General features: G+C 32.0%; 17 protein-coding genes. 3 read left to right on the plus strand and 14 right to left on the minus strand.

Annotation, left to right across the window (positions count from 1 at the left end):
- Positions 1-146 precede the first annotated feature (146 nt).
- The 9 genes from M4L39_RS11090 to M4L39_RS11130 all read right to left on the minus strand — a co-directional run bounded on the left by M4L39_RS11090 (position 147) and on the right by M4L39_RS11130 (position 8537).
- Positions 147-596: a Dps family protein gene (locus tag M4L39_RS11090; RefSeq protein WP_277582084.1), complete on the minus strand. Its 450-nt coding sequence runs from the start codon at positions 594-596 to the stop codon at positions 147-149.
- A gap of 183 nt (positions 597-779) precedes the next feature.
- On the minus strand, positions 780-1643 hold the full coding sequence (gene rbsK, locus M4L39_RS11095; RefSeq protein WP_277582085.1) for a ribokinase: 864 nt from the start codon (positions 1641-1643) through the stop codon (positions 780-782).
- A 19-nt stretch (positions 1644-1662) separates the two neighbouring features.
- Positions 1663-2046: a thiol-disulfide oxidoreductase DCC family protein gene (locus M4L39_RS11100; RefSeq protein WP_277582086.1), complete on the minus strand. Its 384-nt coding sequence runs from the start codon at positions 2044-2046 to the stop codon at positions 1663-1665.
- 316 nt (positions 2047-2362) lie between these two features.
- Entirely contained in the window at positions 2363-3730 is a 1368-nt protein-coding gene (locus tag M4L39_RS11105; RefSeq protein ID WP_277582087.1) for an EVE domain-containing protein, read from the minus strand.
- Positions 3731-3802: 72 nt separating this feature from the next.
- Entirely contained in the window at positions 3803-4783 is a 981-nt protein-coding gene (locus M4L39_RS11110) for a YeiH family protein (protein ID WP_277582088.1), read from the minus strand.
- A gap of 246 nt (positions 4784-5029) precedes the next feature.
- Positions 5030-5260 carry a hypothetical protein gene (locus M4L39_RS11115; protein ID WP_277582089.1) on the minus strand — a complete coding sequence of 77 codons (231 nt, stop codon included), beginning with the start codon at positions 5258-5260 and terminating at the stop codon, positions 5030-5032.
- A gap of 20 nt (positions 5261-5280) precedes the next feature.
- Positions 5281-6219, minus strand: coding sequence for a type I phosphomannose isomerase catalytic subunit (locus M4L39_RS11120; protein WP_277582090.1), 939 nt, complete (start codon positions 6217-6219; stop codon positions 5281-5283).
- A gap of 821 nt (positions 6220-7040) precedes the next feature.
- Entirely contained in the window at positions 7041-7739 is a 699-nt protein-coding gene (locus M4L39_RS11125) for a FadR/GntR family transcriptional regulator (RefSeq protein WP_277582091.1), read from the minus strand.
- Between the two features lie 141 nt (positions 7740-7880).
- Positions 7881-8537 (minus strand): NAD(P)-binding oxidoreductase, encoded by a 657-nt coding sequence (locus M4L39_RS11130; protein WP_277582092.1) that lies wholly within the window; start codon positions 8535-8537, stop codon positions 7881-7883.
- A 152-nt stretch (positions 8538-8689) separates the two neighbouring features.
- On the opposite strand from M4L39_RS11130, the gene M4L39_RS11135 reads away from it, so the two are divergent.
- A complete protein-coding gene (locus M4L39_RS11135; protein WP_277582093.1) occupies positions 8690-8986 on the plus strand; it encodes an ArsR/SmtB family transcription factor in 297 nt (98 codons plus the stop codon).
- Positions 8987-9007: 21 nt separating this feature from the next.
- Positions 9008-9979: a CDF family zinc efflux transporter CzrB gene (gene czrB / locus M4L39_RS11140; RefSeq protein ID WP_277582094.1), complete on the plus strand. Its 972-nt coding sequence runs from the start codon at positions 9008-9010 to the stop codon at positions 9977-9979.
- A 103-nt stretch (positions 9980-10082) separates the two neighbouring features.
- Here czrB and M4L39_RS11145 read toward each other — a convergent pair whose 3' ends face one another.
- A complete protein-coding gene (locus M4L39_RS11145; RefSeq protein WP_277582095.1) occupies positions 10083-10814 on the minus strand; it encodes a metallophosphoesterase family protein in 732 nt (243 codons plus the stop codon).
- Between the two features lie 131 nt (positions 10815-10945).
- Here M4L39_RS11145 and M4L39_RS11150 point away from each other — a divergent pair, with 131 nt between their 5' ends.
- Positions 10946-12040 (plus strand): hypothetical protein, encoded by a 1095-nt coding sequence (locus M4L39_RS11150; protein ID WP_277582096.1) that lies wholly within the window; start codon positions 10946-10948, stop codon positions 12038-12040.
- 291 nt (positions 12041-12331) lie between these two features.
- Here the strand turns inward: M4L39_RS11150 and M4L39_RS11155 are convergent, their stop codons facing one another.
- From M4L39_RS11155 to M4L39_RS11170, 4 genes are all read right to left on the minus strand, one after another.
- Positions 12332-13189 (minus strand): HAD family hydrolase, encoded by an 858-nt coding sequence (locus M4L39_RS11155; protein ID WP_277582097.1) that lies wholly within the window; start codon positions 13187-13189, stop codon positions 12332-12334.
- 67 nt (positions 13190-13256) lie between these two features.
- Complete coding sequence (locus M4L39_RS11160) at positions 13257-14039, minus strand: ABC transporter ATP-binding protein (RefSeq protein WP_277582098.1); 783 nt, start codon at positions 14037-14039, stop codon at positions 13257-13259.
- A gap of 58 nt (positions 14040-14097) precedes the next feature.
- Positions 14098-14457, minus strand: coding sequence for a DUF2200 family protein (locus M4L39_RS11165; RefSeq protein WP_277582099.1), 360 nt, complete (start codon positions 14455-14457; stop codon positions 14098-14100).
- 259 nt (positions 14458-14716) lie between these two features.
- Complete coding sequence (locus M4L39_RS11170) at positions 14717-15667, minus strand: DNA/RNA non-specific endonuclease (protein ID WP_277582100.1); 951 nt, start codon at positions 15665-15667, stop codon at positions 14717-14719.
- Between the last annotated feature and the right edge of the window lie 47 nt (positions 15668-15714).

Raw genomic sequence — 15714 nt, forward strand, 5'->3', positions numbered from 1 at the left:
TTCTAAGAGACTTTTAACAATTAAAAATAAAAAAGCAGCAACCCACTATTTTAATGGATTACTGCTTTTAATCTGAGTATAGGCCAGTGATACACTAGCCTATTGCTCAATCAAAATATAATATTCATATATGTGACTGAATTCTCTTATTTACCTAAATAAGATTTTAACATCCAGTTATGTTTGTCTATATTTGTTTTCATACCGATGAACATATCTTCTGTTACATCATCTTCAGCAGCTGAAGCAACTTCAATTGCTTCTTCTAATTGTTTTGTAATATTTTCAAAGTCTTTAGATAATTCTTCTACCATTTCTTCAGCTTTATAGCCTTTGCCAGCTTCATCAATGATTGCAAGGTCTAAACTTTCTTTTAATGTTGCTACTGGATTACCGCCAGCTGCTAAAATACGTTCAGCTAAATCATCGATATATTGACTTGCTTCATCATATAATTCTTCGAATTTAGTGTGTAGTGAGAAGAAATTAGGTCCTTTTACATACCAATGAAAATTGTGTAATTTAGTAAATGCTACTGTCCAGTTTGCTACTTGTTCATTTAATACTCTTACTACATCTTTATTACTGTTTGCCATGTTAAAATCTCTCCTTTAAATTTAATTATCATTACAAAATGACAACTCGAGCTCTTGATTACATTTATTATTATATAATAATGATTACAATCTGTAAAGTGTTTACTCTATCTAAATTAGAATTGTTTTAATCTGGAGTTATCATTTCATAACCTTACTATATTATACCCAAAGTAAGGTCGATTAATCTAGTTCTTTTCTGTATGGCATTGCGCTTTGAGCACCTAATGCAGTTACAGAAAAACTACCAGCTAAATTAGCAAAATCAACAGCTTCTTCTAAAGTTTTATTTTCAATTAGTGCAACAGCTAAAGCACCATTGAATGTGTCTCCAGCTCCTGTAGTATCAACGACTTGCTTTTTATACCCTTTAACAAGCTGCCGAGAATCATTGTAAAACATAGCACCTGCTGCACCTTGAGTTACAATAAGCTTACGAGGATAAGCTTTGAGTGCTTCATCTACGCCATTTTCAAATAGAAGTTCACTTTCTGATTCATTTGGCGTAATCCAAGTCACTTTATCTATAAGTGCTTTATCAATTTTACGATATGGTGCTGGATTTAATATAACTTTCATATCATGTTTAATAGCATAGCCCGTAACTTCTTTAATTGTTTCTTCTGGTATTTCATGTTGCATCAAAATAATATCTCCTGCACCAAAGTGCTCGAGTTTTGGCAACACTTTTTCAGGCGTTACATGATTATTGGCAGCAGGCACAACAATGATGCGATTATCATCTTCGAACAGTGTAATATGCGCTGTTCCAGAAGTTTCATTTTCAATTTTGTCCATAAAAGTTGTATCTACATTATTTTGTTCTAAATTTTCGATAATCTGTTTACCATTATCATCATCTCCTACAGCACCAATCATATAGACTTTATTACTCAATCGGGCTGCTGCAACAGCTTGATTCGCACCTTTGCCACCTGTCGTTGTAAAAAATGAATTACCCATAACTGTTTCACCCGCTTGAGGTAAAACGTTTGTTTTTACTACTAAATCAATTGATGAACTACCTATTACAACAATACTCTCCATATTTGCTTCCTCCGTCTATTCAATCAATAAAAAATGATTTTTCATAAGCATTAGGCTGATGCCAATGCGTTTTCCACATTTTATCTCTATTATCAGCAAACAATTGATAACCTAAATCTCTCAGTGGTTTAGGTGTCAAATGTAGTAATATACCGATCCATTTATAATTTGTCAGTGTTGTTATTAATGTTGTGATTGCATCAGATTTATATTCGAAATGCTCACCTTCTTGCAATATAACACTGTCATATTGCTTTGTTTCAGGATAATTTTCAAATAAATTTTGAGCTGTTTCACCTTGTAATTCAGCAAACTGATAACGTCTTGATAAACCATTTTGTATTAACCAAATTGCATAATTATAGCAATATACACAATTGGCGTCATAATATATTATTGGCATATACTTCACCCCTAACAGTAAATTTTTATTGTCACATCATAAGTGAATATGATTTCTCTACACTACTATTATATCCTAAATTTATAAAATTAAATCATTATATCACTCGTTTTACATTTTGATTGTCATTTATTTTCAAATTAACACTGGCATAGATGTTTTAAACTAAATGAGACTCATACTTTAAACTTCCAAGAATTTTAAAAGAGCACCAATCCATTGATAAAACGCAATGAATTGGTGCTTCTATTTTGAGTATGGATATGTCCATAATTTATGTTATATCATTAATTTGAAGTATGCTATGACTTAAAGATTAGTCTTGATTTACTTTCACGATTCTTGTATATTTCAAAAATTGTTCAGTATATTTTTGCTTAATTTCATTTAAGTCATCATATGTGATACCCACAATATGCCAATTCGGATTGAAATGATAAAATGACTCTTTTTTTCTGGACCATTTTACCATACTACCGTCTCTATTATAACGCGGTAATGTCACCTCATAACCTTCTAATACATTGATATATGTTTGAAATATATCTGGATCAATACGGTTAAAGTTATCGATGACAAGATAGCTCTTATCTTTACGAGGCATAAGATTCGTTATAAATCCTTCTCTATAGTACAGTGCACCTGTTTCATTTGGTAAATATTTACCGTACAGCATATCTTCAGAAAAGTCAGGATGACCAGATGTTATGACTGGTTTCGCATTCGTTTTTTGTAATAAATCTTCAGCTGCCTTTAAGCCTTCTCCTCTATCAACTACGAGTAGAATAAATGGCTTTAAATCTTCACTATGTTCGTCAATCATCTGTTCACTTTTAACAGCTTCAAACTGTGATTTCACACCATCATTTTCACTTATTTCACGAATCGCCTCGAATTGTGTTTTTGACATGCTGGCAATAGCTTGTTTTGCGTTTTCTTGAAGATAATATAAGTTTTTCAATTTAGGATGTTTATTTAATGTACCCAATGATACAGGATCAATTTCCTTTTCAAAATAGACCTCAATTGCAGTACTGTTTGTTCTGCCAGGTCTAGGTGCTTTTTCATGTATATGCTTGCTCACTTCTCCTATACCAATGACGGACTGATCTCTATTTTTATTATAAAAAATAAGTTGATCACCTATTTCAAGTTGCGTGTAAAAATGATAACCATTTCGTTTAATGCCATTATATGTGTGCGTATATATTGTATTGTATGATTCAGGTTCAAACTCTTGTTCTTCAGATATAAAAAAGTATCGAGGAATTTTTGTTTCTCCTTTACCTAAACTAACAATTAACTCAAATTCATCTTGTGTCATTTGGTTAAATAAAGTTTCTTTCATATTTCTCATTCTAAATTCTAATTGTTCGCTTCTTTTCAAATAATCCGCAGTTAATGGTTTAAGCTGTTCTTGTAATTGAAAATGAACACGAATTTTATTTTGAGCACCTGTTTGTACACTTGTAATTTCACCCAAACCTAATAAACCAGTATCCATTTGTACTTGATAAAAGATAACACGGTCTCCTACTTTAGCTTGTTTAAATGATCGGAAACCTTGTGAAGGATTAAATTGTGCACCCGATTCAAATAAGGTCGTTTGACCTACTAATAGTTCATTATGGTTCCAGCGATTATACCCGCAGTTTAACCAAAAATAACTTGTTTCCTCTGCCATTTAGATACTCCTTATCTCATATAAAAATTCTATCTTACCTATTATATGCAAAAAATTCTTTCTGAACAAATATTACAATAAGTTTATCAACTTCATCGTAATTAAACTTGAAATAATGACAACTATCCATATCACTAGTCCAAGCATTACCGGTTTCACACCTGCTTGCCTAAATTGTTTAAAATCAACGCTTAATCCAATGCCAGCCATTGCCATTGTAATTAAAAACAATGAAATTTGTTGGAATACATGTATCACTGCAGGTGAAAAATTAAAAACAGTACTTATTAAAGATGCTACGATAAACCATACAATAAACGATGGAAATATTTTAGCAATCGATGTATCAGTTTGTTTCGCTTTTTCTTTGTGTATCGTTCTATATGTGAAAAAGAGTACGACTGGTATAATCATTAGAGTACGCGTTAATTTTACAACTGTGCCCGTTTCTAAGGCTGTATTACCATAGTTTGAAGTTGCAGCAATCACACTTGAAGTATCATTAATAGCCGTTCCTCCAAAATATCCAAATGCAGTTTGTCCCATATTTAATACGTGACCTAATGGCGGAAATATAAATACTGCTATTAAATTAAATAAAAATATCGTAGAAATCGCGAATGCTACTTCACTTTCTTTCGCTTTAATTACTGGACTTGTAGCAGCGATTGCTGACCCACCACATATTGCTGTCCCAACCCCTATTAGAATACTTAGATGTTCATTAATTTTAAATATTTTCATTAACAAGAACACTGTTATGAAAGCAGCAAGTAAAGTAATGATAATGATTGGTAAAGATTTCCATCCAATTGCCCCAATAGATTGAAAGCTTAAAGTAAATCCAAGCACGATAATGCTGTAATGCAAAATCTTTTTGCTACTATACTTGATACCAGCTTCATATTTTTTGGGAATTAAAATTATATTATTGATAATAATCCCTATAATAATAGCAAAAATTGCACCACCAATGACTGGAAATTCACTTCCTAATATTGTTGCAACCATCGCAATTACCAAGGTCATCATAATACCTCGCACTTTGTGCACCCTTGCCACCTCCTAATTTAGTTCCATTTTAGCATATTTCTTTTGACAGAAAACTGTAAAAAGAAATATTATATTTTATAATGTTTATTAAAATATTTTCTGCTAAATGCTCACAGCATACACAAATAATTAATCATAAGATATTACGTAAAGTATATTTCAAAAAAAAATATTTTGCTTACACTTTTCATAAAATCACAAAAAAAAGTATCTTCTACAATAATGTAAAGATACTGAATGGATGGGCTATTGTGCTACAGCAAACGCAGCCATAATCGGCATGATATTAATCATAACTCCGCCAAGCTTTAATAAACCGCTTATCTCTTTGTTAGGAATTGTAATCAATGATGAAATTATTCCAATCACCCCTATAATTACGGGAATTGCCATAGAAGGAAAAATTGGTAATTTTAAAAATATGCCTGCACCTGCTAACATTCCACAAACTAATGAGATATACAAAAATTTATACATTTCAAAACACTCCATTTTTTCTATAAGTAACTTACTATTAGTTCGTAGTCTCCTTCAAATATTGTATCTAAGTCGTCTGAAGTTAGAATAAAGTTCTCTCCGTGATTTAAATCGTAGACTTCACCATCAATAATCACTTGTCCCTCACCTTTAAGCACTGATACAAGAACAAATTCTCTTGGTTTCATATAATTTAGTGTACCTGAAATTTGCCATTTCACAATTGTAAAAAAATCATTAGATACGAGTTGTGTACGTTTGTGATTTTCTATGATTTCAGTATCTGTAGGAATATTTATATTTTCATTGGCAATTTCAATGACGTCTTTAGCTTTTCCTTGGTTAAGTTCGCGTTTATCACCTGAGCCATGTTCACGATCGAAATCATACACTCGATACGTTACATCTGATGATTGCATCGTTTCATACACAAGAATACCTGCACCTATGGAATGAATTGTACCTGCAGGTATAAAATAAAACTCTCCTGGTTTAACTTTAACTTTATTAAATAATCCGCTGTAATCTTCGTCATTTAATTTATCAATGGCCAGCTCTTTCGTCTCTGCAGAAAGTCCATAGATAATTTCCGAGCCTTCTTTAGCATCGATAATGTACCAGCACTCAGACTTTCCATATTGACCATTTTCTTTTTCATAGGCATATGCATCATCTGGATGAACATGTACTGACAATGCTTCTTTAGCATCAACAATTTTAGCCATTAACGGGAATTCCTTACTTGGAAAATCACCAAACAATTCTCTGTGGTCATTCCAAACTTGGTCTAATGTCTGACCTTTATACGGTCCATTTAATATCTCACATTTGCCATTTGGGTGCGCTGATATCCCCCATGCTTCACCAATACAATCGCTCGGTAGATCGTATCCTAATTCTTTTAATCTATTGCCACCCCATATTTTTTCATGGAAAATTGGTTTTAAAAATAATGGCATTAATCACACCTCCAAATTCTTAAGTTGCTTCATTTAAGTTTTAGTCTTCCTATATAAAATACTTTAAAGAGAAATTTGTATGTATGGTTTTGTATTTTTTTATTTGAACTATAAAGATTGTATCATACAACGATGCGCGTTATAAACGACTAATTCAGCGTTCAATGACACTAAAACTACTTATTATTATATCAATTTTTTATAAAGCATAGTAGGTTATTTTGTTTCACTCAATTACATTTCATGACATATTAACAAACACTTATACTATTGTTGTAAATTTTTCGTAAAAATACTTGCCATTATATACTTAAAAATATTATAATTACTATAGAGTTACGGAAACGAACTCTACACGTTTTACATATAAGGTAATTAAAAGATTATTATGATGTACTTGAAAAAGCTGATTACTTTTTCAAAACTATAAAATTTGCGATAAAGTCCAAACTACGGAAGTTTGGACTTTTATTATTGCTCAACAACCTAGAGTGGAAAAACATGTGCATTAAACTAAATAAATAATAATAAAAGCACCATTTCATTTTTTATAATTGAAATTGGTGCTTTTTCAATTAGGCTGAAACATAAAAACATGTCTCAGCCTCAATTGTTATATTAGCAATTGCTGACTGAATTGAAAATACGCTTTTATTAGACTTTTAAAAAACTACCTTCTATATTTACAAAGACGAATAGTTCTTATGCAAGCAATTCAGCTATTATATTTCTTTTCTAGTCATTTTGCCGGCTTGTGTTCATAGAACAAAGCTAATTAGAAAAATTCGCTTTCTATCCCACTTCCAAACGCTTACCAAATATTATTGTTCTTTGAAATTAGCTAAAATTGTTTCTTTAACTTCTAATAAGTGAGATTCCATGGCTTTAACTGCATTTGTAGCATTTTGTTCTAAGATTGCATTATAAATAATTACATGTTCTTCATGTAATTTATTCATTGTTTTTTGTTTGCTATAAATAAATATCTTCCGTGTTTCTTCCATAGAATCTTGCATTAATTCAGAAATGTTATTTAAGAGCTCAACTAGCAATGAATTTTTTGCTGCTTTTGCAATTGAAAGATGAAATTGTAAATCTGCTTTTTCACCAGATGTACCGTCCGTTACCGCTTCGCCCATTTCATCCAACGCTTTCTTTAAACTTACTAAATCTGCTTCATTGCGATGTATTGCAGCCTTTTCTACCGTAGCACTTTCTACGATTTCTCTTAACTCTAAAAGTTCTGTAATTTGACCTAACGACGTAAACTTATCACCTAATTCAAAAAAGGTTGGTTCTATTTGCTTAATAAATGTGCCATATCCTTGTTTCATTTCTATAATGCCAATTGTTCTTAGAGCATTTAATGCTTCTCTCACTGATGCAACACTTACACCATACTGTTGACCAAGTTTTTGTATAGAAGGTAGCTTGTCACCCACTTGGTACTCCCCTGATTTAATACTTTCTAAAATAATGTCAGCCACTTGTTCATAGATTTTCGTGTTTGAAATTTTCATAATTACCTCCAAACGATATCTATTATTGTATCAAATTTTCGCTATTTATTTATATTATAAGCTATATATTTCAAATAAAAAAAGAACCAATTTACACCTTTATGTAAATTGGTCTTCTAAAATCCACTCTTTATTTGATAGTTATTTATTAAAATTTAATAAAGCGTCTGAAATTTCTTCATCGCCACTAACGATTTGGAACTCAGTATTTAAGTAGTCATCTGAAGTCAAAACTTCTGTTAATACAGATGCGACATCTTCACGAGGAATTGACCCTCTGCCTTCAAAATATGCACCTACTTCAATTTTATTTGTAGCTGCATCGTCTAATAAACCGCCTGGATGCACAATTGTATAACCTACATCTGCTTGTTTAAGATATTCATCAGCATAGTGCTTCGCAATTGTGTATGCTTTTAAACCGCCACTTGCTTCGAACGCCTCTCTTCGAGAATCATAAGTTGAAACCATCACATATTGTTTAACGCCATTGGCTTCACTTGCTTTAATTGATTTAATTGCACCATCTAAATCAACACTGATTGTTTTATCTGCACCTGTATTACCACCGGATCCAACAGAAAAGACAACTTTATCAAAACCTTTAACCTTTTCAGTCAATGTTTTAATATCATCCGTTTCTACATCTATTAAAGTTGCATCTATGCCTTTATCTTTTAGCGCGTCTGCTTGTTCTTGCTTTCTCATAGCAGCCGTAAAGCTTTCACCGCGCTCTTTTAATTGATTTACTAGGTGCTGACCGACGCCACCATTTGCTCCAATTACTAATATACTCATAAATTATTGCCTCCTTAAAGGTAGTTACTACTTAAAAGTCTACCACTTTTGTAAGTTTTTAAAACCAAAGTGAATTATGCTTTGACAATAACAAGTGATCATATTAATATATGAATAAATGTTCATGTATTAATATAAGGAGGCGTTACATAATGATTGAACCCATAGATTCACAAACAATTGATAAAGTGACTGAAATTTTCAAAGCATTAAGCGAAGGCAATCGTTTACGCATTATGCACTTATTATCGCAAGGCGAAAACAGTGTTGGTCATATTGCTCACAAATTAGGCATGAGCCAATCAAATGTTTCTCACCAATTACGCGTACTGAAACAAGCTCATTTAGTGAAAGCAAATCGTGATGGTCAATCTATGATATATGCCATAGATGATACGCATGTTACTACCCTACTAAAACAAGCGATACATCACGCAACACATCAATAATAAGGAAAGGTGGCGGTTGACATGTCTGAATCTGAACAACATGGACACAATCACGCGCATGGTCATGTACACACAAATAACAAAAAAATATTACTTATTAGTTTTCTAATTATTGGAATCTTTATGATTGTAGAGATTATAGGCGGTTTTGTTTCTAATAGTTTGGCATTACTTTCTGATGGATTGCACATGTTTAGCGATACAATCTCTTTAGGTGTGGCGCTTCTCGCATTTATTTATGCTGAAAGACACGCTAATAGTCATAAAACGTTTGGTTATAAAAGATTTGAAATACTGGCTGCATTATTTAATGGGGTCACATTATTTGTTATAGGAATTATTATTATTGTTGAAGCTATCGGGCGTTTCTTTAATCCCCAAGATGTTCAATCAACAGAAATGTTTATAATTAGTGTTACTGGACTCATAGTTAATATTATAGTTGCTTGTTTAATGTTTAAGGGCGGAGACACATCACATAATATTAATATGCGTGGCGCATTTCTCCATGTAATAGGAGACTTATTAGGTTCAGTAGGTGCAATAATAGCTGCTGCGCTTATCTGGAGTTTCAATCTAACAATTGCCGATCCTATTGCCAGTATCATTGTATCTGTGCTTATTATTAGAAGTAGCTGGGGCATAACAAAATCTTCACTCAATATTTTGATGGAAGGTACGCCTAGTGACGTTAATCTGAATCAAGTCTTTTCCATGATTACGGAAGAAGAAAAAATCGAAAATATACATGATTGTCATATCTGGACAATTTCAAACGAAATGAATGCATTAAGTTGTCATGCAGTAGTGCCAAATACTATGACTATTGAAGAAGGTGAGGTGCTCTTAAATCGATTAGAACATAAATTAGAACACCTAAATATTCAACATATGACTATACAACTAGAAACAAGTGACCATTTACATGATAACGATATTTTATGTTCTGCCATTTATTCAAAACAAGCAACACCTCATTCACACTCACATTAAAATTTAATATAAAGTAATACTAAAAAAAGTGATTTTCCAAATATAATTGGAAAATCACTTTTTATTTATAAAGCCTTATACTTTTTAATAAATCGTTGATAATTTAAATAAATTTATCAAAAATTAGATCTTTTGCTGGTACTTGTTTTTCACTAAAGCCTCTGATAAATTCTTCGTTATCATATGGAACTTTAACGCGTTCACATGAGAATTCATTTTCATCAATCGTTATAATGCCATAAACTGCATACGCTCCATTATTAAGTCCTACAGAACCAGGGTTAAAATACACAGTAGATTTGTCGTCATAAAAATGCACTGTATGATTATGTCCGAAAACAATTAAATCCGCATCCTTGTCCTCAAATAATGCTTTAACATTTTCTTCACTCGGTTCAACAATAGGACTATAAGGTTGTCCATCAATAGGTGTGTTTAATTTCTCATTGGCAATTTCATAATGAATAAACAACACTTTTTTATTATGAAACGTCTTTTCAATTACGCGTGGCAATTCATCTAATTTTTCATAATAATCTTCATCTAAATGACTTTCAATCCATTGATGATGTTCATAGAATTTATCTTTTAAGTCTTTTGGATAAGGAGTGTCATTTACGATCGACATAACCGCTTCATCATGATTACCTGCAATGATTTCCATATCATCTCTATCGAAAATTTCGTCAAGCACTTTATTTGTTTCGTGCCCTACTCCGATGTTATCGCCTAGATTAAATATTTTATTGATTCCTTCTTTTCTATCAATATCATCCAAAACGGTTTCTAATGCATCAAAATTTCCATGTACATCAGTAATAATTGCAAATTTCATGATGATATCTCCTTTCAACTTTTTCTCATTAGGATATTCTAACATTTTATAGCCAATTTGTTACCTATTAATTTTAAAATCTTCATTTTTTTGATATCGTATTGTTATCACTAAAAAGGAGTGCTTAAAATTTGTTTAAATATCATAAACTAGCTTTGCAAAATGCAAAACCCCAAAATGCTAAAACAATACTGTTTTCAATTGTAAGTTTTATCATATTATTCGCTTTAACAATTTTATCGTTTATACCAGTTCAACCCGCAATATATAAATTCGCAATGTCGATGGCAATGCAACAACCAATTGGTGGTTCAATATTCATATTGATACTAACAATTCTGATTCCATTATTGCTTTTTGTGTTAATTGGTTACCCATTAATAGCTGGAACTATATACACTATAGACAAAGCATTAAATAAAGACAAGGTTAAATTAAAAGATTTATTCTCAGTCTTTAAAAAAGGTAAATATCTTAAAAGTTTAAAATTAGCTTTATTCACTTTATTATTTATTCTAATTTTACTCGCGCTCAATTTACTCGTATCTAAAGTACTTAATTTAGGTATCATGCAATTATTCACAGCACTACAAGGTCCATTAAGTAGTTCTGATCATGCACTTGGTCTTTCACTAACTTTCCAAATTATTGCAGCAACAATTACTGTCTTTATTCAATCATTTATCTATTGGTTCTTTGCTATTGTAATTATTAACTTTACTGTAGCATTTGTTAAAGATCCTAGTATTGGTGCTTGGGCAGCCGTTAAACGAGGGTTCAAAGGCGTTAAAAATGGCAAGAAAACTTGGTTTAAATTCTATCTTGGTATATTACTATTAAACTTAATCGTAATTATCCTTGCGAATCCTGTTAGTCAATTAATTTCAATTTCAACAGGCGGCATTTCACAAACGATCGCAATGATCTTAATTTACGTTGTATCTATTATAGTAATTATCGTAAGATTAGCCGTTTACTATATAAATATATTAGCGATTATTCAATATTATAACCGCAATGGCGAATCTATAGATAAAGCTGAAATTAAAAAAGACAAAAAGAAATCTAAAAAACAATCAAACAACGATTCAAAAATAGAAAACAGTGTAACTAATACTACTGAAAAAACAAAATCTAATCTAAATAATCAAAGTGATAATATTCAAGATACTGCAAAAGATAAAACTTCAGATTTAAAAGATCAAATTAACAAAACAGATAAATAATATATTTCACACACGAATTGCCAATGTAGCATTTAAAATGACTACATTGGCAATTTTTGTATTTCGATATATTCATACCTCTGATTTATCCATTGAGTTTTAAAAGCCTACTGTGTACTCCCTGTCTATATCGTGTATTATAAACTTCTTAAATATATTAAAAAAACTGATAGATAACCTTTTTCAGGAAAACCTATCAGTTCTATGTTAATTATTTTCTAAAGTTTTATTTTATTTTTTATTATTTTAGGAACAAATTAATTTGTTATCTCTACATTCAAATTCATCTGCTTAGTCTTTTATGAAATGTTCTTTTAGATACGTTGCCGCACCATTTTCTTCATTTGTTAAAGATGTTACATCGTTTGCTAAAGCCTGTATTTCAGGTCTCGCATTTCTCATAGCCACAGTATAATGTCCAAATTCAAACATCGCTCTATCATTATCACTATCACCAATTACTAAAGTTTCTTCCTGATTAATACCAAAGTGTTCAATCATTTCTTTAATGCCTGTGCCTTTATCTGTATTAAAAGCCATTGTCTCTGCATTAAAGCGTGATGAATTTGACACACTGATCTGTAATGCTGCATTATCCTCGATTAATTGATTGCGGAAATTTGTAATTTTCTCATAGTTAGGTGAGAATAAATATATTTTTGAAAATGACGTGTCAGGAATAGCATCTTCCCAGTCTACTTTGCCTTTTAGAGATTCTCTTCTAGAAGTCCATTCACTTTCTCCTACTTTACCTGGAGGAGTTGCTGACTCAAATAATGCCTTAGCCCATGTTTCGTCTTCTTTAAGCACGACACGGTTACTGCCAAATGGGAAGATTTCATAATATATTGCTTCTTGTTTTGCACGTTTAATCACTTCACTTACTGTATTATATGAAAGACCGTGTTTGAAAATTATTTCCTTTTCCACTATGCCTAGCGTACCATTTGAACTTATAATGCCATCTACTTCAAAAGTTTTGGGTACTAAATAATGAATTTCATCATGTGCTCTACCAGTTGCTAAAAACACTTTATAACCAAGGTTTCGTAACTGTTGAATCACTTCGGTTGTCTCCGTATCTACTCGGTTATCTTTATGTAAAATCGTACCATCCATATCTAAAAATATTGCTCTAACATTATCCATTAAAATAATCCTCCATCACATGTTATCATATTAAATTATGGCATTATATTTACGTTTCCGCAACGCGTTATCGGTTTAAAAATAGTGAATAGCGCTGATTTTGATAAACCACACTTACATCTCTATTGAAAAAATTATTTAAAGTTTCACTGTTTAATACAGATTGTATTTCTCCCTGTTTATAACATGTACCATCTTTTAACAAAAAGCCACGTTGAATATTTCGTGTAATTTCTTCAACGAAATGCGTGACATAAATCACCGCAAGTTTTGGATTTTGTTTATATAATTTATCGAGTGCACTAAGCAAATCTTCACGTGCTATAAAGTCTAACCCTGATGCTGGTTCATCTAATATAAGCAATTTAGGGTCGCCCATTAATGCTCGAGCAATCAATACCTTTTGTCTTTCTCCGGTTGATAAATAGCCATAATATTGATTTTCAAATTGACGCATACCCATTTGTTCTAAATATTGTTTAGCCATTTCAATATGAGGCGATTTCACTTCTTTATAAACGCCTATCGATTTGAAAATACCACTGATAACCACATCTAATACAATTTCGCCATCTTGAAATCGATTCATTAAACTACTTGAAACAAATCCTATTTGATTACGTACATTATCTGCAGAATAGCCCTTTTTTCCTGGTTGCATACCAAACAATGTTAACGTCCCCGATGTATGTGGTTCATAAGCATTTAAGATGTTCAATAATGTTGTTTTACCTGCACCATTCAATCCGTATAACATCCATTTTTCGCCTTCGCTTATTTGCCAACTCACATTTTTAATTATTTCTTTCCCTTGTTTTCTTCTTGCTACGCCTTTCAGCTCGACAAGCATAAAATCACCTCTATTCAATACACTTTAACTGATTTTTACATTTCTTTCGCAAATCATTTTATGATTGAGAGACTCTAAATATTTTTTCCAAAGTTTTGCCTTTAGCAAGTTCATCAATCATTTTATCTAAGTATCTAATTTCTTTCATAACTGACGGCTCCATATTTTCAACTCGAATACCACATATGACGCCTGTAACTTTAGTTCTATTAGGATTTAACTTTGGTGCTTGTAGAATAAATGTTTCATATTCCGTGCCATCATCAACAAGTTTATCTAATTGTACTTGCGTATATCCTGTCATCCAACGAATGACTTCATCTGCTTCAGCTTTAGTACGTTTTTTCTTTTCAACCTTTTTAATCAAATGCGGATAAACAGACCCGAACGCCATAGTATAAATTTTTGGTTTCGTCATTTTAAAAACCCTCTCTTAGTTTCTCTCAACAAATTTTATAATAATCTTAGCATAATAGAACGACTTATAATTTGAAAATAATATGGTTAACATATATCTTTCAAAAATAAAAATAAAAGGCTGGATTGCAAATGCAACCAGCCTATTTTGAAAGTGATACATTCTTTTACAACAACAAATTTTACTTGAATCATGAACAATATATCAGTATTGATTTAATTTACATCATTCATTCAATATTTCAATAAAAAATGAGATGTTATTCACCTACGACCCCATCATTATCTCGATCGTCCATATGTCCATATAACCAGTGATCACTATTTATTGGCATGCTAAACCCTGCTGCTTCTGCTTCTGCAATTGTCACTTGCCCATTACCATCTGAATCAACCTCCGCAACTGACCCTTTATCCCCAGTTGAAGTTGCTGGTTCAGGCTCAGGTTCCTTACTACCAGTTAAGCCAAGTGACTCATTTAGTTCGTCAGGGTTCACATTATCAAATGAATCTGTTACTTCATTTCCATTGATAGTATATGTATATTGATAGCTAGAAGGGATTTGCGTTTCAGTATCCGGATAAGTAATATTAGCTTCAAAATTAGTAGCTCCGCCGGATTCTCGGATAGTCTTTTCAAGATAAGCTTGATCACCATGTCGGTTTAGCGTACTATCTTGCGGAGTAATATTATATGCATTCGACACGCCACCAAGAGAGTCAGCAATAATATGTCCTTCGTCTAAGTTATCACGTTCAACACCAGGGACCTTTGCCTCATCAGCATAATATCTGCCAGATGATAATACATCTTCTGTCTCATCATCTTGTATTTTAATTTCATCTGCGATAACTCGCGTCAATTGTCCGTATTCGTTAGTAAATGCCCAATATTTTCGATCACCGTAACCTATATCAACAACAACGTTCGCTTCACGCTCCCCAGACAAATCACCACCATCTACCTCAACTTTTTCATATCCTGGGAACGTATCATCACTAGCTTCAGTAGTCGTTTCCCCTTCTACTTGAGGTTCCTCTGATTTATTTTCATTCTTTACCTTGGTAGTTGTTTCTTCTTTTCCACTTTTTAAATCTGTGACTACCTTAGCATCTGTATCTTTATCGGCAGAAGATGTATTTTCTCCGTTGGCACAACCAACAATAAAAACAGACATTAAAAGTAAGACTAAATATTTTATTTTCTTCATTTTAGTTCGCTCCTATTATGTTACATAATAATTATTCAAAACCCTTA

The organism is Staphylococcus equorum, from assembly GCF_029531845.1.
GTDB classification, from domain to species: Bacteria; Bacillota; Bacilli; order Staphylococcales; family Staphylococcaceae; genus Staphylococcus; species Staphylococcus equorum_C.

Bases quoted from the DNA above. Each gene is read 5' to 3' on its own strand.
- M4L39_RS11090 (WP_277582084.1), bottom strand. From the start codon at position 596: ATGGCAAACAGTAATAAAGATGTAGTAAGAGTATTAAATGAACAAGTA.
- rbsK (WP_277582085.1), bottom strand. From the start codon at position 1,643: ATGGAGAGTATTGTTGTAATAGGTAGTTCATCAATTGATTTAGTAGTA.
- M4L39_RS11100 (WP_277582086.1), bottom strand. From the start codon at position 2,046: ATGCCAATAATATATTATGACGCCAATTGTGTATATTGCTATAATTAT.
- M4L39_RS11105 (WP_277582087.1), bottom strand. From the start codon at position 3,730: ATGGCAGAGGAAACAAGTTATTTTTGGTTAAACTGCGGGTATAATCGC.
- M4L39_RS11115 (WP_277582089.1), bottom strand. From the start codon at position 5,260: ATGTATAAATTTTTGTATATCTCATTAGTTTGTGGAATGTTAGCAGGT.
- M4L39_RS11120 (WP_277582090.1), bottom strand. From the start codon at position 6,219: ATGCCATTATTTTTAAAACCAATTTTCCATGAAAAAATATGGGGTGGC.
- M4L39_RS11125 (WP_277582091.1), bottom strand. From the start codon at position 7,739: ATGAAAATTTCAAACACGAAAATCTATGAACAAGTGGCTGACATTATT.
- M4L39_RS11130 (WP_277582092.1), bottom strand. From the start codon at position 8,537: ATGAGTATATTAGTAATTGGAGCAAATGGTGGCGTCGGTCAGCACCTA.
- M4L39_RS11135 (WP_277582093.1), top strand. From the start codon at position 8,690: ATGATTGAACCCATAGATTCACAAACAATTGATAAAGTGACTGAAATT.
- czrB (WP_277582094.1), top strand. From the start codon at position 9,008: ATGTCTGAATCTGAACAACATGGACACAATCACGCGCATGGTCATGTA.
- M4L39_RS11145 (WP_277582095.1), bottom strand. From the start codon at position 10,814: ATGAAATTTGCAATTATTACTGATGTACATGGAAATTTTGATGCATTA.
- M4L39_RS11155 (WP_277582097.1), bottom strand. From the start codon at position 13,189: ATGGATAATGTTAGAGCAATATTTTTAGATATGGATGGTACGATTTTA.
- M4L39_RS11160 (WP_277582098.1), bottom strand. From the start codon at position 14,039: ATGCTTGTCGAGCTGAAAGGCGTAGCAAGAAGAAAACAAGGGAAAGAA.
- M4L39_RS11165 (WP_277582099.1), bottom strand. From the start codon at position 14,457: ATGACGAAACCAAAAATTTATACTATGGCGTTCGGGTCTGTTTATCCG.
- M4L39_RS11170 (WP_277582100.1), bottom strand. From the start codon at position 15,667: ATGAAGAAAATAAAATATTTAGTCTTACTTTTAATGTCTGTTTTTATT.